At 60.3% G+C, this 22,280-nt stretch carries 26 protein-coding genes and 1 pseudogene; 14 read left to right on the forward strand and 13 right to left on the reverse strand.

Annotation, left to right across the window (positions count from 1 at the left end; translation table 11 throughout):
- The first annotated feature begins 40 nt into the window (after nt 1–40).
- Nucleotides 41–313, forward strand: coding sequence for a DUF3630 family protein (locus CAG25_RS25135; protein WP_085613249.1), 273 nt, complete (start codon nt 41–43; stop codon nt 311–313).
- Nucleotides 314–434: 121 nt separating this feature from the next.
- Here the strand turns inward: CAG25_RS25135 and CAG25_RS25140 are convergent, their stop codons facing one another.
- Nucleotides 435–968: a cysteine hydrolase family protein gene (locus tag CAG25_RS25140; RefSeq protein WP_085613250.1), complete on the reverse strand. Its 534-nt coding sequence runs from the start codon at nt 966–968 to the stop codon at nt 435–437.
- Between the two features lie 66 nt (nt 969–1,034).
- Nucleotides 1,035–2,762: a gamma-glutamyltransferase gene (ggt, locus tag CAG25_RS25145; RefSeq protein WP_085613251.1), complete on the reverse strand. Its 1,728-nt coding sequence runs from the start codon at nt 2,760–2,762 to the stop codon at nt 1,035–1,037.
- Nucleotides 2,763–2,897: 135 nt separating this feature from the next.
- On the opposite strand from ggt, the gene CAG25_RS25150 reads away from it, so the two are divergent.
- Nucleotides 2,898–3,413: a methylated-DNA--[protein]-cysteine S-methyltransferase gene (locus tag CAG25_RS25150; protein ID WP_085613252.1), complete on the forward strand. Its 516-nt coding sequence runs from the start codon at nt 2,898–2,900 to the stop codon at nt 3,411–3,413.
- Here the strand turns inward: CAG25_RS25150 and CAG25_RS25155 are convergent.
- From CAG25_RS25155 to CAG25_RS25170, 4 genes and pseudogenes are all read right to left on the reverse strand, one after another.
- Entirely contained in the window at nt 3,410–4,000 is a 591-nt protein-coding gene (locus CAG25_RS25155) for an NUDIX domain-containing protein (RefSeq protein ID WP_085613253.1), read from the reverse strand. The two genes, CAG25_RS25150 and CAG25_RS25155, sit on opposite strands and share 4 nt — an antisense overlap.
- Nucleotides 4,001–4,167: 167 nt before the next feature.
- Nucleotides 4,168–5,169 (reverse strand): annotated as a pseudogene (locus CAG25_RS25160) (chitinase); the annotation flags it as partial.
- Between the two features lie 40 nt (nt 5,170–5,209).
- Nucleotides 5,210–5,845 (reverse strand): lytic polysaccharide monooxygenase auxiliary activity family 9 protein, encoded by a 636-nt coding sequence (locus CAG25_RS25165; RefSeq protein ID WP_085613255.1) that lies wholly within the window; start codon nt 5,843–5,845, stop codon nt 5,210–5,212.
- Between the two features lie 223 nt (nt 5,846–6,068).
- Nucleotides 6,069–6,506 (reverse strand): hemerythrin domain-containing protein, encoded by a 438-nt coding sequence (locus CAG25_RS25170; RefSeq protein WP_085613256.1) that lies wholly within the window; start codon nt 6,504–6,506, stop codon nt 6,069–6,071.
- 137 nt (nt 6,507–6,643) lie between these two features.
- On the opposite strand from CAG25_RS25170, the gene CAG25_RS25175 reads away from it, so the two are divergent.
- Nucleotides 6,644–7,069, forward strand: a complete 426-nt coding sequence (locus CAG25_RS25175) for an N-acetyltransferase (protein ID WP_064597705.1) — start codon at nt 6,644–6,646, stop codon at nt 7,067–7,069.
- Between the two features lie 61 nt (nt 7,070–7,130).
- On the opposite strand, the gene CAG25_RS25180 is transcribed toward CAG25_RS25175, so the two are convergent.
- Nucleotides 7,131–7,481, reverse strand: a complete 351-nt coding sequence (locus CAG25_RS25180) for a hypothetical protein (RefSeq protein ID WP_011334933.1) — start codon at nt 7,479–7,481, stop codon at nt 7,131–7,133.
- A 135-nt stretch (nt 7,482–7,616) separates the two neighbouring features.
- On the opposite strand from CAG25_RS25180, the gene CAG25_RS25185 reads away from it, so the two are divergent.
- From CAG25_RS25185 to CAG25_RS25220, 8 genes are all read left to right on the forward strand, one after another.
- Nucleotides 7,617–7,946, forward strand: a complete 330-nt coding sequence (locus CAG25_RS25185; protein WP_085613257.1) for a DUF6388 family protein — start codon at nt 7,617–7,619, stop codon at nt 7,944–7,946.
- Between the two features lie 24 nt (nt 7,947–7,970).
- Nucleotides 7,971–8,672 carry a YoaK family protein gene (locus CAG25_RS25190; RefSeq protein WP_085613258.1) on the forward strand — a complete coding sequence of 234 codons (702 nt, stop codon included), beginning with the start codon at nt 7,971–7,973 and terminating at the stop codon, nt 8,670–8,672.
- Nucleotides 8,673–8,772: 100 nt separating this feature from the next.
- Nucleotides 8,773–9,165 carry a sulfurtransferase complex subunit TusD gene (gene tusD, locus CAG25_RS25195; RefSeq protein WP_085613268.1) on the forward strand — a complete coding sequence of 131 codons (393 nt, stop codon included), beginning with the start codon at nt 8,773–8,775 and terminating at the stop codon, nt 9,163–9,165.
- 1 nt (nt 9,166) lies between these two features.
- The gene (tusC, locus tag CAG25_RS25200) at nt 9,167–9,523 is read left to right on the forward strand and encodes a sulfurtransferase complex subunit TusC (protein ID WP_039767393.1); all 357 of its coding nucleotides are present in this window, start codon (nt 9,167–9,169) and stop codon (nt 9,521–9,523) included.
- Complete coding sequence (tusB, locus tag CAG25_RS25205; RefSeq protein ID WP_085613259.1) at nt 9,523–9,816, forward strand: sulfurtransferase complex subunit TusB; 294 nt, start codon at nt 9,523–9,525, stop codon at nt 9,814–9,816. Before tusC ends, tusB begins: the two co-directional genes overlap by 1 nt.
- Nucleotides 9,813–10,148, forward strand: coding sequence for a TusE/DsrC/DsvC family sulfur relay protein (locus CAG25_RS25210; RefSeq protein WP_085613260.1), 336 nt, complete (start codon nt 9,813–9,815; stop codon nt 10,146–10,148). The genes tusB and CAG25_RS25210 overlap by 4 nt, the downstream gene beginning before the upstream one ends.
- On the forward strand, nt 10,145–11,146 hold the full coding sequence (locus CAG25_RS25215; protein ID WP_085613261.1) for a glycosyl transferase family protein: 1,002 nt from the start codon (nt 10,145–10,147) through the stop codon (nt 11,144–11,146). The genes CAG25_RS25210 and CAG25_RS25215 overlap by 4 nt, the downstream gene beginning before the upstream one ends.
- A 92-nt stretch (nt 11,147–11,238) precedes the next feature.
- Complete coding sequence (locus tag CAG25_RS25220; protein ID WP_085613262.1) at nt 11,239–12,240, forward strand: glutathione S-transferase family protein; 1,002 nt, start codon at nt 11,239–11,241, stop codon at nt 12,238–12,240.
- 45 nt (nt 12,241–12,285) lie between these two features.
- On the opposite strand, the gene cysG is transcribed toward CAG25_RS25220, so the two are convergent.
- From cysG to CAG25_RS25250, 6 genes are all read right to left on the reverse strand, one after another.
- Entirely contained in the window at nt 12,286–13,680 is a 1,395-nt protein-coding gene (gene cysG / locus CAG25_RS25225) for a siroheme synthase CysG (protein ID WP_085613263.1), read from the reverse strand.
- Nucleotides 13,681–14,961 (reverse strand): serine--tRNA ligase, encoded by a 1,281-nt coding sequence (gene serS, locus CAG25_RS25230; RefSeq protein WP_074688938.1) that lies wholly within the window; start codon nt 14,959–14,961, stop codon nt 13,681–13,683.
- Between the two features lie 15 nt (nt 14,962–14,976).
- The gene (gene crcB, locus CAG25_RS25235; protein ID WP_007958188.1) at nt 14,977–15,351 is read right to left on the reverse strand and encodes a fluoride efflux transporter CrcB; all 375 of its coding nucleotides are present in this window, start codon (nt 15,349–15,351) and stop codon (nt 14,977–14,979) included.
- A complete protein-coding gene (locus CAG25_RS25240; protein ID WP_007958186.1) occupies nt 15,351–16,673 on the reverse strand; it encodes a replication-associated recombination protein A in 1,323 nt (440 codons plus the stop codon). Before CAG25_RS25240 ends, crcB begins: the two co-directional genes overlap by 1 nt.
- A 24-nt stretch (nt 16,674–16,697) precedes the next feature.
- Entirely contained in the window at nt 16,698–17,318 is a 621-nt protein-coding gene (gene lolA / locus CAG25_RS25245; protein ID WP_011334944.1) for an outer membrane lipoprotein chaperone LolA, read from the reverse strand.
- 78 nt (nt 17,319–17,396) lie between these two features.
- Complete coding sequence (locus tag CAG25_RS25250; protein WP_045121862.1) at nt 17,397–19,805, reverse strand: DNA translocase FtsK; 2,409 nt, start codon at nt 19,803–19,805, stop codon at nt 17,397–17,399.
- A gap of 521 nt (nt 19,806–20,326) precedes the next feature.
- On the opposite strand from CAG25_RS25250, the gene aat reads away from it, so the two are divergent.
- The 3 genes from aat (at nt 20,327) to infA (ending at nt 22,104) form a co-directional block, all read left to right on the forward strand.
- Nucleotides 20,327–21,007 (forward strand): leucyl/phenylalanyl-tRNA--protein transferase, encoded by a 681-nt coding sequence (aat, locus tag CAG25_RS25255; RefSeq protein WP_085613264.1) that lies wholly within the window; start codon nt 20,327–20,329, stop codon nt 21,005–21,007.
- A 58-nt stretch (nt 21,008–21,065) separates the two neighbouring features.
- Complete coding sequence (locus CAG25_RS25260) at nt 21,066–21,773, forward strand: arginyltransferase (RefSeq protein ID WP_007958178.1); 708 nt, start codon at nt 21,066–21,068, stop codon at nt 21,771–21,773.
- 112 nt (nt 21,774–21,885) lie between these two features.
- On the forward strand, nt 21,886–22,104 hold the full coding sequence (gene infA, locus CAG25_RS25265; protein ID WP_002553999.1) for a translation initiation factor IF-1: 219 nt from the start codon (nt 21,886–21,888) through the stop codon (nt 22,102–22,104).
- Nucleotides 22,105–22,280: the final 176 nt, after the last annotated feature.

Raw genomic sequence — 22,280 nt, forward strand, 5'->3', positions numbered from 1 at the left:
GTATGCCCTCCCACCCTCATCGTCATTTAAGGAGCAGCTCGTGGCCGCTTCGGATATTCACCTGTCGGACAGCTCTGACAGAGAACTCTTCACGCGCATCGCCGATGAGCTCCAGCAGACGCTGAGCGGAACCTGGACAACCCAGGCCAGCGGTCTGGATCAGTATTACTGGGATCTGGCAGTCGATGGTCAGGTGATTACCCTGCACCTGGAGCATTATCTGGGGATCATGTTGTTGGTGGAGGACGCGGATCCGCAGTGGGTGGCGTCCGAACGGTTTCAGACCGTGGTGCGGCGGCTACAAATGGCGTGATCCGCATGCGTCATTGTGGGAGCGAGCTTGCTCGCGATAAGGGCAGCACATTCAACATCATCGGTGACTGAATGAATGCCATCGCGAGCAAGCTCGCTCCCAGTATGACTGCGACAACCCATCAGAACGTAATTTCGGCAGCCGGCTTCACATCGATCCGCGCCACGGAACCGGTCAGGTGCGCCCAGTCCTTGTTGTGTTCGGCGATGATGTCTTCGGCGCTCATGTTGCCGTTGTCGACGGTGGAATGCGCGTCGGCCGCCAGTTCCACGTCGTAGCCCAGTTGATGGGCCTGACGCACGGTGGCGTTGACGCAGTAATCGGTTTGCATGCCGCAGATCACCAAGCGGTCGAAGTCTTCCCGGGGGATCAGTTTCTGCAGATTGGTCTGGTAGAACGAGTCGTTGGCAGTCTTGTCGACGCGCAGATCGCCGGGCGCGGTGACCAGTCCGTCAGCCAGTTGCCAGCCTTCAGCACCGTGGGCGAACGGGCTGTCCTTTTCGTTGTGCTGGATCAGCACCACCGGCACACCCGACTGGCGCGCGCGGGCGGAGAGGCCGTTGATGGTGTCGATTACCCGTTTGGCGTCGTGGCACTCGTATTCGCCGGCGCACAGGGCGCGCTGGACATCGATGATCAGCAATGCGGTGGTCATGGTGAGCCTTCCTTGATCGGTCCTTGAGACAGGGGCGGACCTGTGCCCGCCCCCTTTTTACTCTGCTCAGTAACCCAATGACAACCCGGTGTTGCGCCGTGGGTCGTTGGCACCGTAGAAGCGGTTCTTGCCGACCGGTTTACCCCCCAGCGACGGTGCACCGACCAGAATCGCGGCGATGTGGTTGGCGTCCTGCGGGCCCGCGAACTTGTGGCCCCAGCTCTCGAGAATCTTCTTCGTGTCGGGGCTGGCGGCGAAGTCTTCGAGGTTGGTTTCCTCCGGCATCCACTGCTGGTGGAAACGTGGCGCATCGACCGCTTCCTGCAGGCCCATGCCGTAGTCGATGACGTTGAGCATGGTCAGCAACGTCGCGGTAATGATGCGACTGCCACCCGGCGTACCGACCACCATTACCACTTTGCCGTCCTTGGTGACGATAGTCGGGCTCATCGATGACAACGGTGCCTTGCCGGGAGCGATGGCGTTGGCTTCGCCCTGCACCAGGCCGTACATGTTCGGCACGCCGACCTTGGAGGTGAAGTCGTCCATTTCATCGTTGAGGATCACCCCGGTCTTGCTCGCCATCACGCCTGCGCCGAACCAGTCGTTGAGGGTGTAGGTGACCGAGACCGCGTTGCCCCATTTGTCGACGATCGAATAGTGCGTGGTGTTGCTGCCTTCATGGGGCGCGACACCGGGTTTGAGTTCCGCCGACACACCGGCCTTCTGCGGCTGGATCGCGTTACGCAGCTTGGTTGCGTAGTTCTTGTCCAGCAGGTGTTCGATCGGGTTCTTCACGAAATCCGGGTCGCCCAGATAACTGTTGCGATCCACGTATGCGTGGCGCATCGCCTCGATCTGATAGTGCATGCCCTGGGCCGAATGAAAGCCCAGATCCTTCATCGGATAGCCTTCGAGGATGTTCATGATCTGGCAGATCACGACGCCACCGGAGCTTGGCGGCGGAGCCGAGACAACGTGATAGCCGCGATAGTCGCACTCCACCGGGGCCAGTTCGCGGGTCTTGTACTTGTCGAGGTCGGCCTGGGTAATGATGCCCTTGTTGGCCTGACTGGAGGTGACGATGGCGTCGGCCACCCAGCCTTTGTAGAAGCCGTCGGCGCCTTTTTCGGAAATGGTGCGCAGGGTTTTGCCCAGGTCCTTCTGCACCAGTTTCTGCCCGACCTGCATCGGTTCGCCGTTGCTCAGAAAGATCGCGCCGGAATCCTTGATGTCTTTCTTGAACACGTCCGTGGCGTACTCCAAAAGCTCGACGTCGCCCTGTTCCAGTTCAAACCCTTCTTCAGCCAGTTTGATGGCCGGGGCAATCATTTCCTTGCGCGGTTTGGTGCCATACTTGCTCAGCGCCAGCTCCATGCCCGACACGGTGCCCGGAACGCCGACCGCGAGGTGGCCACGGGTGCTCAGATCAGGGATGACGTTGCCGTCCTTGTCGAGGTACATGTTGGCCGTCGCGGCCAGCGGGGCTTTTTCCCGGAAGTCGAGGAAGGTCTTGCGTCCGTCCGCCAGTTGAATGGTCATGAAACCACCGCCACCGAGGTTGCCCGCCGCCGGGTAAACCACTGCCAGTGCATAACCCACGGCGACCGCCGCATCCACCGCGTTGCCACCACTTTTCAGCACGTCGACACCCACGTGAGTGGCCAGGTGCTGGGCGGTGACCACCATGCCGTTTTCGGCGGCGACCGGGGCAACCGAGGCGGCGTGGGCCATGAGGCAGCTGAGCGCCAATGAGGTCGCAATCAGCGATTTGGCAAAACGTTCGTACTTCATGAGTCGGTCTCTTCTTTTTATAAGGTAGGAAAGCGCTTCAAGAGCATCAGCCAGTATGGTCGCGATTGCGGTTTGCGCCTCCCCGATCCGGCAGTATGCTGGGCGCAGTTTCCGCCCCGTCCCGGAGTTTTGCCCATGGCCTACACGTTCATCACCCTGCCCTCGCCTGTCGGCGAGTTGAAGCTGGTCGCGAACGGATCACGTCTGGCCGCCATCCTCTGGGAAAACGACAAACCGAACCGGGTGCGCCTGGGGCCGATGAGCGAGGCACCGGACAATCCGCTGTTGATGAAAACCGCGCAACAGCTGGAAGAATATTTTGCAGGAACGCGAAACGCGTTCGATCTGGAGCTGGACTTTGCTGGCACCGAATTCCAGAAAAAGGTCTGGGCCGCGTTGCTGACCATTCCGTTTGGCGAAACCCGCACCTACAGCCAGATTGCCGAACAGATCGGCCACCCGAGTGCGGTGCGTGCCGTCGGCGCGGCGAACGGGCGCAATCCGATTTCAATCATTGCGCCATGCCATCGGGTCATCGGCGCCTCAGGCAAACTGACCGGTTTTGCCGGAGGCCTGGAAGCCAAGGAGCGCCTGCTGACCCTGGAAGGTGGCCTGTGGTCGGACATCGGTAAAACCGGTGACTTGTTTTAACCGTCAAACAGGTTATTCATCGCCGCATATTGCAGCAGCATGATGGTCTTGGCATCGCAGATCTCGCCCCGCTGGAACGCCGCCAGCGCGTCGTCGAAACGCCACTCCAGCACTTCCAGTTCTTCGGTCTCTTCTTCCAGACCGCCCCCTTCACTGACCTTTGACGAGGCATCGTACTCGGCGATGAAAAAGTGCAATTTCTCGGTCACCGAGCCGGGGCTCATGTAGGCCTCGAACACCTTATTCACATCATGCACGCGGTAACCGGTTTCTTCCTCGGCCTCGTCGCGGATGCGCTGCTCCGGCGCCGCGCCTTCAAGCAGTCCGGCCGCCACTTCAATCAGCAAACCGTCGTGACCGTTGACGAACACCGGCAGACGAAACTGCCGTGTCAGCACCACGGTGCGCTGCTCGCGGTTGAACAGCAGAATCGCCGCGCCATTGCCACGGTCGTAGACCTCGCGCGTCTGGCGCTGCCAGTCCCCGTTGTTGCGGTGATAGTCGAAGGTGATTTTCTTCAGCAGATACCAGTCGTGGGACAACACCTGGGTATCGACGATGTTGACCCGCTCGGCTGTGTTGGACATGACGCCTGATCCTTTTTTGTCATCGGAAGATGGCCATGGTAGGTGAAATGTTGCGAACCGCCGACGAAAAAAAGCCCGGCAGCGCTACCGGGCTTTTCGTTCAATGACTACTGATGAGCGACGCTCACCGTTGCGGCATCAGCGCCCTGCACCGCAGACGGCACCCCGTGAATCAGTGGTCCATAACGCCGACTGAATTCCCAGTTGTACGGCACGCGATCCTTGCTGGTGCCGTTGTCCCAGTTCACCGACCAGGTCATCAGGCCCTTGATCGGATGCCCTTTGACCGCCAGGCGTTTCATCGCGTTGCCGACCACGGTCTTGTCGATCACGTAGCCGGTGGCGGCGGCATCGACGTTGGCCGGCAGGCCGATGACGAACTTGTCCGCCGGGATCTTCGTAAAGCCGCGAGTGCCGGTCACCAGGCTCTCGGTCAGGTAATAGAGGAAATCCTCTTTCATCGCGTCGTTGTTCTGCGCAATCCACGCCCCGTTGCCGTTATTGGCTTCCGGCACCCAGACCCCGTCGCCGCCCTGGTTGTAGAACTGCGGAGCGATGAAGTCGTAATAGCCTTCCAGCGCCTGCAGATATCCAACGTATTTGCCGGAGACGGTCAGGTACGGAAACTCCGGCGCCATGCTGATGATGAAATGCTTGCCTTGGCCTGCGTAGTGATCCTTGACCAGTTTCAGCGCGGCAGGCAGGACGGTCTTGTTGGCAGCGAAATCAATCGCGCTCTGCTCAAGATCGATGTCCAGGCCGTCAAAGCCGTAGGTTTCCACCAGACGGATGATTTCGTTGGCCAGCGGTTGCTCCTGACCGGCACGCAACTCGATGTGCGCATCGGCACCGCCCAGGGAAATCAGCACCGCCCGCCCCTGACTGTTGAGCACGCCGACCTGACGGCGAAACTCGGCATCGGAGACGTTGAACGGCTTGAAGGTCGGAATCCCGCTGCCCTTCATGAAGGCCACCGCAACCACGTTGTATTCCTTGGGCACGTTTTCCAGGGTGATGTTGGCGAACTGGCCGCGCTGGTAACCATCGCTCGGGCCGGCCGGCCAGTTGTGCCAGAAGCCCATGAGGATCTTCTTGCCGGCAAGGCTCGGCATCAGCGATGCCGCATCGCTGGCCTGGTTATTCAATAGGGTGAAGTCAATGTTTGACATGTTCTAATCCTTCAGAACGTGTGGGTTTGACGTTGCGGGCTTATTGGAAGTCCACATCGAAGGCCTGATAGAAGGCGTTGCCGGTGTTGGCGACGATCCACATCAGCACGATGACGTGATGACCCTGCTTGTTGCCCGGAAGTTTCACGGCGTGGTTGACCTTGGCTTTCAATTCCGCCGCATGACTGTAGTACGGCACTTGCGGATAGAAATCCTCGGCAAACGGTTGCGCTTCCAGTTGCGCCCGGGTGATGCGTTGTTTCGGGTCCCAGCCATCCCTGGTGATCAGCCAGCGGTAACCGCGAGTGGTATGCGGCGCGGTGTACTCCCATTTGACCTCAAGGGTCTGGCCGGGGGTGACATTGAGCAGTGGCCAGGAGAACGGGCGCCCGAGTTTCTTGCTCATTTCTTCTGCGGTGAAGTTCACACAGTCACGTGCGTCGTTCTTGCCGCCACTGAGAATATAGCCGTCAGCGGGCGGTACGACGCTCGGGTTGTCGCTTTCGAACGGCGCGGGGGACGGACCAGCCGCGAGTGCCGGGAAGTTCTTGCCGCCTTCCATTTCATTGACCTGCCAGCCGCCGAGCAATCCTTGCTCGATGGCCACCGCGCCGCGGCTTGCAGGGGAAATGACGCGACCGTGTCGCAGTTGGGTTTGAGCTTGTGGTTGGTTCATGTTTTTCACTCCGTTGATTTAAGAACTCTCCTGTCCGAGGAGAGGCTTTCAAGCTAACGGAGGGGGATTTTTTGTCCATCGGCGGTTATGTCGCAGTCGGCCTCGGCGAAACTTCAAAAATGCCGAAAATACTGTATATAAACACAGTGCATTGCGACGACGCTCACTCAACGCATGGCGAAAAGACTACACCGCGTCATTACAAACACCTGCGTTCACCGGTTCAGGGAAGCTGCGCTCTGAACTCCTTTTCATACTGCCCGGCGAGCTGTTCCTTTTGCTTGTCGTCGAGCAGCTTGCCGGCCATCTGGAAGAATTTCTGCTCTTCCTCCTGCAAGTGGTGATGGACCTTATCCGAGAGCTTTTTTGCCATCGCCAGCCAGGCCGGGCTGGACATGTCGGTCTCGTCGAGCTCTTCCATCATCTCGTCCATTTCATGGTGTTCGGCAATGGCATGGCGACTGAGGTCGACACCCTTGTCGATCTCCATCAACGGAATATAGAAATGGCGCTCTTCGGCGGTTTCGTGGGCCTGAAGCTCAGCCTTCAGTTGCTTGTAGGCCTCGACCCTTTCCGGGGTGTCACCGCTGGTCTTGATCAACGATTTCGCGTAGGTCCGCTGACGATCGTGGCTTTCACGCAGGGCTTCGAAAATATTCATGGAATCTCCCAGGCAAACGCGTTCCGGATGGACGCCCTGAAGGGCTAGACCGCGCCGCAGGAGCGACGGTTCCAAGCGATTGCTTCAATCGGCTGTGGCGCGATAGGCTGCCGATTCATTACTACAAGGAAGACAACATGACGTTGCGGATCGAGCTGTCGCAGGACCCCACCGAAGAACAGCGCGCGGCCATCCTGGCGCCGCTGCGTGCCTACAACATTGCCAAGGCCGGGCCGTCGCTGTACGAACCGGTCGCGCTGCTGGTGCGCGACGACAACGACGCAATCCTCGGTGGCCTTTATGGGCACACATTCTATCGGTGGCTGTTTATCGAGTTGCTGGCGGTGCCGGAACAAGGCCGGGGACAGGGCATCGGCTCGAAGCTGATGAACATGGTCGAGGAATTCGCCCGGGAAAAAGACTGCGTTGGGATCTGGCTCGATACCTTTGATTTTCAGGCGCCCGGATTCTACAAAAAACTGGGGTATACCGAGTGTGGCGAGATTGTGGATTATCCGCTGGGGCACAAGCGGCATTTCTTCCAGAAGCGTTTGATTGATTGAATTCAGCGACCCTCGCCCGCAGGCTGGTGAGGGTCGCAAAATCAACGCATCCAGCCGCCCGTTACAGACAGGTCGCCAGCGCCGCCAAGCGGCGCTTGGCCACAAAATCATCCTTCTGCGCGTAGTAATTCAATACGGTACCGGACGCATCCGTGGTCAAGTCGACAAACGACTCCGCCGAACGCGTGTAGACCGTCGAACCACCCTTTTTGCCCGGTTGCAGATACGCCGCCGCGTCCACGCCGAACACCGCTTCGTCCTGCCAGGCGAATTGCACGCACTGGGCCACGACTTTTTCGGGTTTGTCCGAATTCAGGGTCTTGTTAGGGGTTTGCGTGCGGGCGTCTTCCATCGCCGAACCCGCGCAACCGGCCAGCAGGGTTGCCGCCAGCGCCACCATCAGCATTCGCATTGCATTCGCTCATTCGGAAAAAACCGGACTGTATCACCGCAACGGCAAAAATCGTTCTGCTTTACTGCATTTAAAACGCGACACATGCCGGCGCCTGCGGCACATTAACGGTGACCAGCCTCACAAGGAAAGCCCATGGCGCCTACTGACCAGCGACACGAACAAGCCTTGAAACTGTTTATCGATGCACGCCCCGAGTTGCGCGAAGCCCTCGACCACCTCAACCCTTTGCTGGCCCAGGCCAAGGGCGAAACTCCGGCGCAGTACCGCGAAGAACGCCTGCACGAAGCTTTCGAAGCCGAGGCCGAAAGCCAAGGTTTGTTTGCCTGGGAATTGACGTTGCAACTGACTGCCACCACGCCCGAGGAGTATCAGGCACAACGCCTGGAAGTGCATCGCGAAGTGGCGGAAATGGCCGGGATGGACTGGCTGGAGTACTGCGATCTGTATGGCATAGAACCGTAAACCCCGCTCAAGGACGCTGCCTCGATGCTGCCTTCCACCTCGACCCACCGCGCCAGTCCCGGACATCTTCACATACAGAAATGGCGCGGCCGTGTGGGTCTGGCGCTGGTTGCCAGCCTGTCGGTACTGGCCGGCATGACCGACGCCATCGGCTTCATGGCCAGTGGCGATTTCGTTTCCTTCATGAGCGGCAACACCACGCGGCTGGCGGTGGCGATCAGCGATGGCGACAGCGCACTGACAGGGCGGCTGATCCTGCTCGTCGCAACGTTCATTGTCGGCAATGCCCTGGGTGTCGTGGTCAGTCGGTTGGGTGGTCGGCGGGCGCTGCCGTTGCTGTTGTCCATCGCCGCACTGCTCTGTGCCGCAGCCTGGCCCTTTGACACGCAACTGCCGGCCCTGCTGGCGGCGATCATTGCGATGGGCATGCTCAACGCGGCGGTGGAAGAAGTGAACGGCCTGCCGGTCGGGCTGACGTATGTCACCGGCGCCCTGTCCCGATTTGGTCGGGGATTGGGGCGCTGGGTGCTCGGCGAACGGCGAAGCGGCTGGCGGGTGCAACTGGTGCCGTGGAGCGGGATGCTGGTCGGGGCCATTCTGGGGGCGGTGCTGGAACATCATCTGGGGCTCAAGGCGATGTTGGTCAGCGGTCTGTTCGCCGCCGTTCTGGGGCTGGTGACCCTGAAGATTCCGCGGCGTTGGCAGCTGGGCTACATGCCACGCTGAAGGACGCCTGCTCGTATCGAGACGGGCGCGGGAAACATCCACTTCGCCGCCCCGCCGAGAAAGCTTTATCATGGCCGCAGTTTTGCTGATCGAGTCCGTCATGAAGTTCGCCATTGCGCTGTTTTCCGCCGCCCATGCGCCCTCCTCGCGCCGCGCCCTGCTGTTCGCCCAGGCTGCGCTCGCCGGCGGGCATGAGATTGTCCGGCTGTTTTTCTATCAGGACGGGGTCCACAACGCGTCCAACGCCGTGGTCACGCCGCAGGACGAACTGGACCTGCCCAAGCAGTGGCGCAATTTCATCACCGAACAAAACCTCGACGGCGTGGTGTGCATCGCCGCCGCCCTGCGCCGTGGCGTGTTGAATGCCGAGGAAGCCGGGCGTTATCAGCGTGATGCCGTGGCCGTCAGCGCGCCGTGGGAATTGTCCGGCCTCGGCCAGTTGCATGACTCGGTGCAGGATGCCGACCGCCTGATCTGTTTCGGAGGCGCATGACATGGCCAAATCCCTTCTGATTATCAGCCGTCAATCGCCGTGGTCCGGCCCCGGCGCCCGCGAAGCGCTGGACATCGTGCTCGCCGGCGGCGCCTTCGATCTGCCGATCGGCCTGCTGTTTCTCGACGACGGCGTGCTGCAACTGGCAGCCGGGCAAAACGCCAAGGCCCTGCAACAGAAAGACCTGAGCGCCAACCTGCAAGCGTTGCCGATGTTTGGCGTCGAAGAGCTGTTCTACTGCGCCGACAGCGCCAGTGTTCGCGGCCTCGGCGATCGTTCGCTGGACGAGGCGCAGCCTTTGGCCGCCGAGCAAATCACCGCCCTTATTGACCGTTACGACCAGGTGATCACCCTCTGATGTCGACTTTGCATGTGTTGTCCCACTCCCCGTTCGGCGACGAACGCCTGACCAGTTGCCTGCGCCTGCTCGGTTCTGCCGATGCGCTGTTGCTGTCTGGCGATGCCGTTTATGCGCTGCAGCCTGGCACCGCGCCGTTCAGTGCGCTGGAATCGCGTGAGGTGAAATTGTTCGTGCTGGCCGAAGACGCGCAAGCCCGTGCCGTGCAGGTTCCGGACTGGGCCGAAGCCATCGATTACCCGGCCTTCGTCGAGCTGTCGATCCACCACGACAAGGTCAACAGCTGGCTATGAATGCGCTGACCGTCGGCACCCGCGCCATTGAACTGGACAAGGACGGCTTTCTGGTCGACCTCAACGACTGGTCGGCCGAAGTCGCCAGCGCCCTCGCCGCTGCCGAAGACATCGAACTGAGCCCGGAACACTGGGAAGTCCTCGAATTGCTGCGCAGCTTCTACGCCGAATTCCAGCTGTCACCGGCCACCCGGCCGCTGATCAAGTACACCGCGCTCAAGCTCGGCGCGGAGAAAGGCAACAGCCTGCACCTGAACCGACTGTTCAAAGGCACCCCTGCCAAACTCGCCGCGAAACTGGCGGGCCTGCCCAAACCGACGAATTGCCTATGACCGACTATCCAGCGCTGACCCTCGAAACGCCCGCCGAGCATCCATTCGCCCAGTTCGTGCGCATCCTCGGCAAGGGCAAGCGCGGCGCCCGCGACCTGACCCGCGAGGAAGCCCGGCAAGCCATGGGCATGGTGCTCGACGAAGCGGTCGAAGAAACCCAGCTCGGAGCCTTCCTGATGTTGCTGCGGCACAAGGAAGAAAGCGCTGAGGAAATGGCTGGCTTCACCGAGGCACTGCGCGAACGTTTGCAGGCGCCAGCGCTGAAGGTCGATCTGGACTGGCCGACCTACGCTGGCAAGAAGCGTCACCTGCCGTGGTATCTGCTGTCCGCCAAGTGCCTGGCGCAGAACGGCGTGCGCATCTTCATGCACGGCGGAGGCGCCCACACAGCCGGGCGTTTGTATTCCGAACAACTGCTCGGTGAGCTGAACATTCCGCTGTGCCGCAACTGGCAACAAGTCGGCGCGGCGCTGGATAACGGTGGCCTGGCGTTCATGCCGCTGGTGGACTGGGCGCCGCAGCTGCAACGGATGATCGACCTGCGCAACACCCTCGGCCTGCGCTCGCCGATCCACTCGCTGGCGCGGATTCTCAATCCATTGGGCGCGCGTTGCGGCTTGCAGAGCATTTTCCACCCCGGCTATCAAGCGGTGCACCGCGATGCCAGCGGCCTGCTCGGCGACACGGCGATCGTGATCAAGGGCGACGGCGGCGAAATCGAGATCAACCCGGATGCCGACAGCCACCTTTACGGCACTACCGGCGGCGAGAGCTGGGACGAGGAATGGCCGCAGCTATCGGCGCAACGTCATGTCAAACCTGCGTCGCTGGATATCGAGCATTTGAAAGCCGTCTGGCGTGGCGATGTGGTCGACAGTTACCCGCAAATGGCGTTGATCTCGACCATGGCGCTGGCGCTGCGCGGCCTCGGCCAAAGCCGTGAACAGGCTTTTGAAACCGCCGAGCAATACTGGGCCGCGCGGGATAAATCGATTTAACCGATCATTAACGCCCGATCTTTGCGCTTTTTGTTCGAACTCATCGGAATAGACTCAACTCCAACGAATTATTGGTTTCTGGAGTCTTGATCATGGGTTTACTCGTCGACGGCCGCTGGCAGGACAAGTGGTACGAAAGCAGCAAGGACGGCGCGTTCCAGCGCGAACAGGCACAGCGCCGCAACTGGGTCACTCGCAATGGCGAGCCGGGCCCGAGCGGTGAAGGCGGTTTTGCCGCCGAAGCCGGGCGTTATCACCTTTATGTCTCTCTCGCCTGTCCGTGGGCGCATCGCACGCTGATCCTGCGCAAGCTCAAGGGCCTGGAAAGCCTGATCGACGTTTCAGTCGTCAGCTGGCTGATGCTGGAAAACGGCTGGACCTTCGATCAGAACCTCGGCTCGACCGGCGACAAACTCGACCACCTCGATTTCATGCACCAGCGCTACACCGCCGACACCGCCGACTACACCGGCCGCGTCACCGTACCGGTGCTGTGGGACAAGAAACTCAAGCGCATCGTCAGCAACGAATCGGCGGAGATCATCCGCATGTTCAACAGCGCCTTCGATGACTTGACCGGCAACGATCTGGACTTCTATCCGGCGCCGTTGCGCGGCGAGATCGATGCGCTGAACGAGCGGATCTATCCTGCCGTGAACAACGGCGTGTATCGCGCCGGGTTTGCCACCTCCCAAAAGGCCTATGAAGAAGCGTTCGATGATGTGTTTGCCGAACTGGATCATCTGGAACAGGTGCTGGACGCCAACCGTTATCTGACGGGCGAATACCTGACCGAGGCGGACGTGCGTCTGTTCACCACGCTGATTCGTTTCGACGCGGTGTATCACGGGCACTTCAAATGCAATCTGCGGCGGATCAGCGATTATCCGAATCTGTCGAACTGGCTGCGTGAGATGTACCAGTGGCCGGGCGTTGCCGAAACCGTGGATTTCCAGCACATCAAGCATCACTACTACGGCAGCCACAAGACCATCAACCCGACAGGGGTGGTGCCGAAGGGGCCGAAGCAGGATTTCACTGTTGCCCATGACCGGGACCGGTTGGGCGGCAAAGGGGTTTGGCGCAGAGGTTGAGAGCAGGATCGTTCCCACCGCGTGGGGACGATCCCTTCAGAGTCGTCAGATCTGACCCTGAGCGCCCTCGAACCACGCCAGTTTCTCGCGCAATTGCACCACTTCGCCGACGATCACCAGGGTCGGCGCATGCACTTCATGCTCCGCCACCAGCCGCGGCAGGTCGGCCAGCGTGCCGGTGAAGACCCGCTGATTGACCGTGGTGCCCTGCTGGATCAGCGCAGCCGGGGTATCGGCCGCGCGACCATGCTTGATCAATTGCTCGCAGATGATCGGCAGCCCCACCAACCCCATGTAGAACACCAGCGTCTGAGCCGGCGCGACGAGGTCCGACCACGGCAGATCGGTCGAACCGTCCTTCAAGTGCCCGGTGACGAAACGCACCGACTGAGCGTAGTCGCGATGAGTCAGCGGAATCCCGGCATATGCCGCGCAACCGCTGGCCGCCGTGATGCCCGGCACCACCTGAAACGGGATGCCGTGGGCCGCCAGTTCCTCGATCTCTTCGCCGCCACGGCCGAAGATGAACGGATCCCCACCCTTCAACCGCACCACACGCTTGCCGGCCTTGGCCAGATCCACCAGTTGCTGGTTGATCTGATCCTGCGGCACGGCGTGATCGGCGCGACGCTTGCCGACGTAGACCCGCTCGGCATCGCGACGGCACAGCTCAAGAATCGCCGGAGCCACCAAGCGGTCGTACAGCACCACGTCGGCTTGCTGCATCAGACGCAAGGCGCGGAAGGTCAGCAGATCCGGATCACCCGGTCCTGCCCCAACCAGATACACCTCACCGGTCGTGACCATGGCTTCGCCGTCAATCTTGGCTTGCAGCAAACGTTCGGCTTCGGCGCCCTGTCCTGCCAGCTGCCGGTCGGCAATCGGCCCCTGGAACACGTCTTCCCAAAAGCCCCGTCTCTGCTGCACATCGGGAAACAGGCCTTTGACCTGATCGCGAAACCGCGCGGCCAGACCGGCCAGATGGCCGTAGGTCGAAGGAATCCAGGTTTCGATCTTGGCGCGGATCAGCCGGGCCAGCACCGGCGCATCGCCGCCGCTGGAGACAGCGATGATCAGCGGTGAACGATCGACGATTGCCGGGAAGATCACGCTGCACAGCGCCGGCGCATCGACCACGTTGACCGGCACGCAACGCCGATGGGCATCGGCAGAGACTTGCGCGTTCAACGCTTCGTCGTCGGTGGCGGCAATGATCAGCCCGCAACCGTCCAGATCCTTTTCGGCGTAGCCCCGCAGCAGGCATTCGCCACCGCTGGCGGCAACCAGTTCGTGCAGTTGCGCTTCGATTTCAGGTGCGACCACCCGCAGCAGCGCACCGGCATCGGCCAGCAGGCGGGACTTGCGCAAGGCAATCTCCCCCCCACCGACAACCAACACACGACTGCCGCGCAGGTTGTGAAACAGCGGCAGATATTTCATTTAGCCGATGACCTCAAGGCCACCCATGTACGGCTTCAGCACGTCCGGCACACGGATCGAACCGTCGGCCTGCTGGTAGTTTTCCAGCACGGCCACCAGGGTACGACCGACTGCCAGACCGGAACCGTTCAGGGTGTGCACCAGCTCAGGCTTGCCGGTTTCCGGGTTGCGGAAACGCGCCTGCATGCGGCGGGCCTGGAAGTCGCCGCAGTTGGAGCACGACGAGATTTCGCGGTACTTGTCCTGGCTTGGGATCCACACTTCCAGGTCGTACGTCTTGACCGCGCTGAAGCCCATGTCGCCGGTGCACAGCGCCAGAGTGCGGTAAGGCAGCTCCAGCAGTTGCAGGACTTTCTCGGCGTTGGCGGTCAGGCTCTCGAGCGCTTCCATCGATTTCGACGGCTCGACGATCTGCACCATCTCGACCTTGTCGAACTGGTGCTGACGGATCATGCCGCGAGTGTCACGACCCGACGCGCCGGCTTCGCTGCGGAAGCACGGAGTGTGAGCGACGAACTTGATCGGCAGCTGTTTCGAATCGACGATTTCACCGGCCACGATGTTGGTCAGCGACACTTCGGCGGTCGGGATCAGGTACAGATCGGCTTCGCCTTCGCGAGCGATCTTGAACAGGTCTTCTTCGAACTTCGGCAGTTGACCGGTGCCTTGCAGCGCCGGGGCCTGAACCAGATAAGGCGTGTAAGCCTCTTCGTAGCCATGCTCGGTGACGTGCAGGTTGATCATGAACTGCGCCAGTGCGCGGTGCAGACGGGCAATCGGGCCGCGCAGCAGGGCGAAACGTGCGCCAGACAGCTTGGCGGCGGTTTCGAAGTCGAGCCAGCCGAATTTCTCGCCCAGGGCCACGTGATCCTGAACCGGGAAGTCGAAAGCAGTCGGAGTGCCCCAGCGGCGCACTTCGACGTTGCCGTCTTCGTCTTCGCCGACCGGAACCGATTCGTGCGGCAGGTTCGGGATGCCCAGCAGGATCGAATCCAGTTCGGTCTGGATCGCGTCCAGCTCGACTTTACCGGCGCTCAGTTCGCCCGCCATGCGCTCGACGTCCGCCATCAGCGGCGCGATGTCTTCGCCGCGCTGCTTGGCCTGACCGATGGATTTGGAACGCGCGTTACGCTCAGCCTGCAGTGCTTCGGTGCGGGTCTGGACGGTCTTGCGCTGTTCTTCCAGCGCTTCGATGCGCGCGACATCCAGGGCAAAGCCACGGGAAGCCAGGCGGTCCGCTACGTCCTGAAGGTTGCTACGTAACAGTTTGGAATCGAGCATGTCGGTTTCTCGTTATCAAAGTTTGGTCAGGGACAGGCCAGCCCAGGTCGCGAGCAGCCCGCCGAATACGCTGATGGCCGCATAGCCCAGGGCCAGCGGCACTTGCCCGCTTTCCAGCAGGCGCACCGTATCCAGTGAAAAGGATGAAAATGTCGTCAGCCCCCCGAGGAAGCCGACCATCAACCCGGCACGTACCTCGATCGGTACTTCCGGGCGTATCAAAAACAGGCCGTACAACACGCCAATCAGCAGACAGCCCACGATATTAACGGCCAGCGTCGCGGTATAGAAGTGCCGAGGCCAATTGGCGTTGACCCAATTACCGGTGGCGAAGCGCAACAAAGTGCCGGCAATCCCGCCGACGGAGACCGCAACAATCAATGGAACCACTATTTTCTCCGCTGCCGGGGGCTTAAACGATCAAGTTGGGCGAGGTGGTTGAGCTTTTCGCCGATCTTCAATTCCAGGCCACGGGGCACCGGCTGGTAGAACGGAATCGGGTCGAGTTCTTCCGGGAAATAGTCTTCGCCGGCAGCGTAAGCGTCCGGTTCGTCGTGGGCATAGCGGTATTCGTCGCCATAACCCAATTGCTTCATCAATTTGGTCGGCGCATTGCGCAGATGTAGCGGCACTTCCAGCGAACCGTGTTCGGCGGCAGCGCGCAGTGCGGTCTTGAAACCCATGTACACCGCGTTGCTTTTCGGCGCACAGGCCAGATAAGTGATTGCCTGCGCCACTGCCAACTCACCTTCCGGGCTGCCGAGACGTTCCTGCACTTCCCACGCGGCCAGGCACAGGCTCAGGGCGCGAGGATCGGCGTTGCCGATGTCTTCGCTGGCCATCCGCACCACCCGCCGGGCGAGGTACAGCGGATCGCAGCCGCCGTCGATCATTCGCGCAAACCAGTACAGCGCGCCGTCAGGATTCGAGCCGCGAACCGATTTGTGCAGCGCGGAAATCTGGTCGTAGAACGCTTCGCCGCCCTTGTCGAAACGCCGGCGAGTGTCGCCGAGCAGGCTTTGCAGCAGCTCGGTGCCCATCTCACTGTTGTCTTCGGCCAGGTCCGAGGCGTTTTCCAGCAGATTCAGCAGGCGCCGGCCATCGCCATCGGCGGCGGACAGCAGCATCTGAAAGCCTTCATCGCTGAGCGTCAGATGTCGCTTGCCCAGACCACGCTCTTCGGTGAGGGCGCGGTGCACCAGTTTGCGCAACGCCGCTTCGTCGAGGCTTTTGAGTACGTAGACCCGCGCCCGCGACAGCAATGCGTTGTTCAGTTCGAACGAAGGGTTTTCAGTGGTGGCGCCAATGAAGATCAGGGTGCCGTCTTCAACGTACGGCAGGAAGGCGTCCTGTTGAGACTTGTTGAAGCGGTGCACTTCATCGACAAACAGGATCGTGCGCTTGCCGTACTGGCCGGCCTGCTGCTTGGCGATTTCCACCGCCTGACGGATCTCCTTGACCCCGGCCAGCACTGCCGAAACCGTTTCGAAGTGCGCATCCGAGACTTCTGCCAGCAACCGCGCCAACGTGGTCTTGCCCACGCCCGGCGGGCCCCAGAAGATCATCGAATGCAGGGCACCCTGCTCCAGCGCTTCGCGCAGAGGCTTGCCGCGAGCGAGCACGTGTTCCTGACCGACGTACTCGTCCAGATTGGTCGCCCGCAAACGGGCGGCCAGGGGCTGGGCGATCGGTGCACTGCGAAACAGATCCATCACGTACCGTTGAAACCTCTGTGTTTATTCCTGGATCACATCGGCACCCTTCGGGATGTCGAACTTGAACTTCGATGCCGGGACCGCTTCGTTGGCCTTCACACCGGTAAACAGGATGTTGGTGCGCTGGCCGACGCTGTCGATCAGTTGCATGTCATTGACCAGACCGTTGCGGAACGACAAGCGCAGGCTGTCGAACAGGGTGTCCTTGGTTTTCGGCTTCAGGGTGAAGTCGATCACGCCACCGGCCTCTTTCGCGGTGATGTCAAAGCTCTGACTGATCTTCGATACGTCGCCAGACAGCAACAGCGCCGGGGTCTGGGTCAGACGCTCATCGAGCTTCTTGATGGTGGCCTGTTCCAGGTCCGGGTCCCACAGGGTGACTTTCTTGCCGTCGGACACCATGGTCTGCTCGGCTGGCGCATTGGTGTGCCAGTAGAACAGGCCCGGACGCTGCAGGGTCATGTCGCCGGTGGTTTCCTGCAACTGGGTGCCGCTGCCGTCGAGGGTCAGCTGGGAAAAATTGGCGGTCAGGGTCTTGGATGTTTCGAGCAATTGGGTCAGGCGAGCCACATCCTTGTCATCGGCGTGAGCCGTGAGGGTGGTCAGAGCCAGTACCGGCAGCAGCATGCGGATAAGACGCATGGGAGTCCTCTTGAATACTCGTGGGAAAGTGGACGGCGCTTCATGCACCGCCCATTGCATTTGGATCAGGGTATCGAATCAGTCGCGTACCGGGCCAGGGGCCAGGACTTCGCGGGAACCGTTGGTGTTCATCGACGTCACGACCCCGGCCATTTCCATGGCTTCGATCATGCGTGCGGCACGGTTGTAGCCGATCTTCAGCTTGCGCTGTACAGCGGAGATGGAGGCACGGCGGCTTTCGAGCACGAATTGCACGGCTTCGTCGTACAGCGCGTCGGCTTCCGGATCGTCGCCGTCACCGCCGCCGCTGCTGCCTTCGAAACCACTGCCCGCCTCTTCGACACCATTGAGGATGTCGTCGTTGTATTCCGGCGCGCCGCGCAGTTTCCAGGCTTCAACCACCCGGTGAACTTCATCGTCGGACACAAATGCGCCGTGAACCCGGATCGGCAGGCTGGTGCCCGGCGGCATGTAAAGCATGTCACCGTGGCCGAGCAGTTGTTCGGCGCCGCCTTGGTCGATGATGGTCCGGGAGTCGATCTTGCTCGATACCTGGAACGCCATCCGCGTCGGGATGTTGGCCTTGATCAGACCGGTGATCACATCCACCGACGGCCGTTGGGTCGCGAGGATCAGGTGGATACCGGCCGCACGCGCCTTCTGGGCGATACGGGCGATCAGTTCTTCTACCTTCTTGCCGACGATCATCATCATGTCGGCGAATTCGTCCACGACCACGACGATGGTCGGCAGCTTCTGCAACAGCGGCGCTTCGTCGTGGATGCTTTCGCGTTTGTACAGCGGATCGCTCAGCGGCTCGCCGGCGTCCTGGGCTTCCTTGACCTTGGCGTTGAAGCCGGACAGGTTTCGCACGCCCATCTTCGCCATCAGCTTGTAGCGACGCTCCATCTCGGCCACGCTCCAGCGCAGGGCGTTGGCGGCGTCCTTCATGTCGGTCACGACCGGGCACAGCAGGTGCGGAATGCCTTCGTAGATCGACAGCTCGAGCATTTTCGGGTCGATCATGATCAGCTTGGCGTCATCCGGGCCGGACTTGAACAGGATCGACAGAATCATCGCGTTCACACCCACCGACTTACCGGAACCGGTGGTACCGGCCACCAGCAGGTGCGGCATTTTCGCCAGGTCAGTGATGACCGGTTTACCGCCGATGTCGTGACCCAGGGCCAGGGTGACCGGCGATTTGAAGTTGTCGTACTCAGGGGTCGACAGCACTTCAGAGAAGCGCACGATCTGCCGGTCTTCGTTGGGAATTTCGATACCGACCGTGGTCTTGCCCGGAATCACTTCCACCACCCGCACACTGGTCACGGCCAGCGAACGTGCAAGGTCTTTCGCCAGGTTAGCGATACGGCTGACCTTCACGCCCGCAGCAGGCTGGATTTCGTAACGGGTAATGACCGGGCCCGGATGGATCGAATCCACGGTGACTTCGACGCCGAATTCCTTGAGCTTGATCTCCAGCAAGTGGCCGACCGCCGCCAGGGATTCAGGCGAATAATTGAGTTGTTTCTTTTCCGCAGGATCGAGAATCGAGATCGGCGGCAAGGTGCCTTCCACGGCGCTGTCGACGAACAACGGCACCTGCTTCTCTTTCTGCACGCGCTTGCTTGGCTCCGGCGCCTTGACCGGGGCCGGGGCGATGACCGGCGGCACCTGTTTCTCGCGCTCGGACATGTGCTTGCTCAGGGCCTGTTCGCGCTCGATCAGACGTTCCTTGACCTTGGCCTGCTCGCGTTTGTCGGTGACCGTCGGTGCAACAACGTCATGTACGCGATCGTCGACTTCCCGAAGTTGCGCAACCAGTTGCTTGCGCTCGGTACGCGCCGACCACCAGCGGTTGACCGCGCCCTGGAACAGTTCGAACAGGTCGAGGGTGATCTTGCCGGTGATGTCCATCACCTTGAACCACGACAGGTCGGTGAACACCGTCAGGCCGAACAGGAACAGTGCAATAAACAGCAACGTGCTGCCCTGAATGTTCAGGGCGTTGCGGGCCAGGTCACCGAGGCTTTCACCCAGCGCACCACCCGCGCCGGCCGGCAATCCGGTGGCTGCATGGAAATGAATGTGCGCCAGTGCAGCGCCGGACAACACCAGAAACACCAGACCGATCAGGCGCCAGGAAAACAGCCAGCCGCTCCACTGCCAGGGCTCATGACGCTGACGAAAGATCTGATACGCCTTGATCGCCAGCAGCAACGGGAAGATGTATGCGAAGTACCCCAGCACCATGAACAGGATGTCGGCGCTGTAGGAACCGGCAGGGCCGCCGAAGTTCTGCACGTCGTCGATCTTGCTGTTGTGGCTCCAGCCCGGATCGTCCTTGCCGTAAGTCAGCAAGGCCATCATCAGGAACAGGCACAAGGCGCCGATGGCGATCAATGCACCTTCCTTGAGCCGGTAGTGCAACTGTTGACGCCATAGCGGAACGACTGTTTTTGGTGCTTCCGTGGATTTCTTCAAAACGCTTCTTTTCCTGCGCCAGAGGCGCGTCCATCTATTGAATGACGAAAAAAACTGCCCAATCCAGGCAGGTAAAAAAATTGACGGGCGCAACGGAGACTACTTTTAACACTGCGCCCCGCCTTTTATAAACACGGCACGCGGCGAATATTCTGTAACAGCCCGGCATTGTACGGGTTTGCGCGTTCGATGCCATGCTTCCAGGTCTCTGGTTCAAGCATAGCCAAACGCACAACACCCGGCGTTCAATTTGAGCATGCATTGTCTTTTGTGACAAAGGCTTATGAGGTGTATTTGATGAACGTAGCGAAGCATTCGCGCCTCATCTCCCATGAACGCCACACATTGACGTCGGCAAGCTTGCTCGCACCGGTGTTGCGCCCGATTACGACCGCATCCGGATGCTCAAGTTGCAGCTACGCAAAAGCCGTACTGCAACGGAGGACATTCGCGTCATTTCCCGGCACACTTTACCGCGGGCCCACTGCCCACCGCCCTCCCCTTCTGCAAGCCTGGACGCCATGCTGACTTGGTTACAACGCAACTCACTGACTTTCCCGCCACTGGAAAAGGCCATGCGCGATCCCAACGGATTGCTGGCGGCCGGCGGCGACCTATCCGCCGATCGCTTGATCCAGGCCTATCGCCATGGCTGCTTTCCATGGTTTTCCGAAGGTCAGCCGATTCTCTGGTGGTCGCCGGATCCGCGCACCGTGCTTTTTCCCGACGAACTGCACGTCTCGCGCAGCCTCGGCAAATTGATGCGCAAACAGCGTTATCAAGTGACCTTCGATCAGGATTTCGACGCCGTGATCCGCGCCTGCGCCGCCCCCAGGGAATACGCCGACGGCACCTGGATCACCGAGGCGATGCAGAACGCCTATATCGAACTGCATCGGCGCGGCTTTGCTCACTCGGTGGAGGTACGGGATCAGGGCGAACTGGTCGGAGGCCTGTACGGCCAAGCGATGGGGCAACTGTTCTTTGGCGAGTCAATGTTCAGTCGTGCGGACAATGCTTCCAAGTACGGCTTTGCCACGCTGGTGCAACATCTTAAGGAAGCGGGTTTCGTGCTGATCGACTGCCAGATGCCGACCGATCACCTGCACAGCCTTGGCGCCCGGGCCATTTCACGGCAGACATTCGCCGACTATCTGGCCCGGCACCTCGATCAACCCAATCATGCGACCTGGGTTTGCTGAGCGACTTTTGCGCGCGTGGCTTACACTTAATTCACCAGCTTACCCTTGAGGGTTGATCATGACCGAGTTGGCGCGTTTGAAGTTTTATGCCACTCAGCCTCACTCTTGCAGTTATCTGCCCGAGGAACAGGCGACGACCCTGTTTCTCGATCCGAGCCAGCCCATGGATGTGCATGTCTACGCAGATCTGTCGGAAATGGGCTTTCGTCGCAGCGGCGATCATCTTTACCGCCCGCATTGCCAGAACTGCAATGCCTGCGTGCCTGCGCGCATTCCGGTGGCACAGTTCAATCCCAACCGGCAGCAGAAACGCATTTTCAAGCGCAACATCGATTTGCAGGTGCGCCCGGTCAAGCCGGCGTTCAGCGAAGAGTACTTCGACCTCTATCAACGCTACATCGAACAGCGCCACGCGGATGGCGACATGTACCCGCCGAGCCGCGATCAATTCTCGACTTTTCTGGTACGCGACCTGCCCTTCTCACGCTTTTATGAGTTCCGGCTCGACGGACGGTTACTTGCAGTCGCCGTCACCGACCTGCTGCCCAACGGCCTGTCCGCGGTCTACACCTTTTACGAACCGCAGGAAGAACGCCGCAGCCTGGGGCGCTACGCCATCCTCTGGCAAATCGCCGAAGCCCAACGCCTGGGGCTTGAAGCGGTGTACCTGGGCTATTGGATCAAAAACTGCAAAAAGATGAACTACAAGACCCAATATCGGCCCATCGAACTGCTCATTAATCAGCGCTGGGTCATCCTGAACTGAATGCAGACCCTAAACCCCTTGGCGTAAACCCCATTTTTCGGGCACAATGCACGCCGCTTTTGCCTGGCGCAGTTGCACCGGGCCATTCATTGGATACCGAGGGCTTTACTGCATGTCGAAAGAAGACAGCTTCGAAATGGAAGGCACTGTCGTCGACACCCTGCCCAACACCATGTTTCGTGTGGAGTTGGAAAATGGGCACGTCGTAACCGCGCATATTTCCGGCAAGATGCGCAAGAACTACATTCGTATTCTTACCGGTGACAAAGTGCGCGTCGAGCTGACGCCCTATGACTTGAGCAAAGGGCGTATTACTTACCGCGCTCGCTAATCAAGTCAATACAAGACGCCCGGCATTTGCCGGGCGTTTTTGTTTGTCTGGGTTTTGGGTTTGCGCTTGAGTTTTGGGTGTATATCCGTTGCTGCGGTAACGGCTTCTTATGGTTTCGCTCTTACAGCGACTCACTTTTCCAAACGCCGAAAAGTAAGCAAAAGGCTTTTGCCCCG

The sequence above is a fragment of the Pseudomonas sp. B16(2017) genome (assembly GCF_002113205.1).
Classification (GTDB): domain Bacteria; phylum Pseudomonadota; class Gammaproteobacteria; order Pseudomonadales; family Pseudomonadaceae; genus Aquipseudomonas; species Aquipseudomonas pharyngis.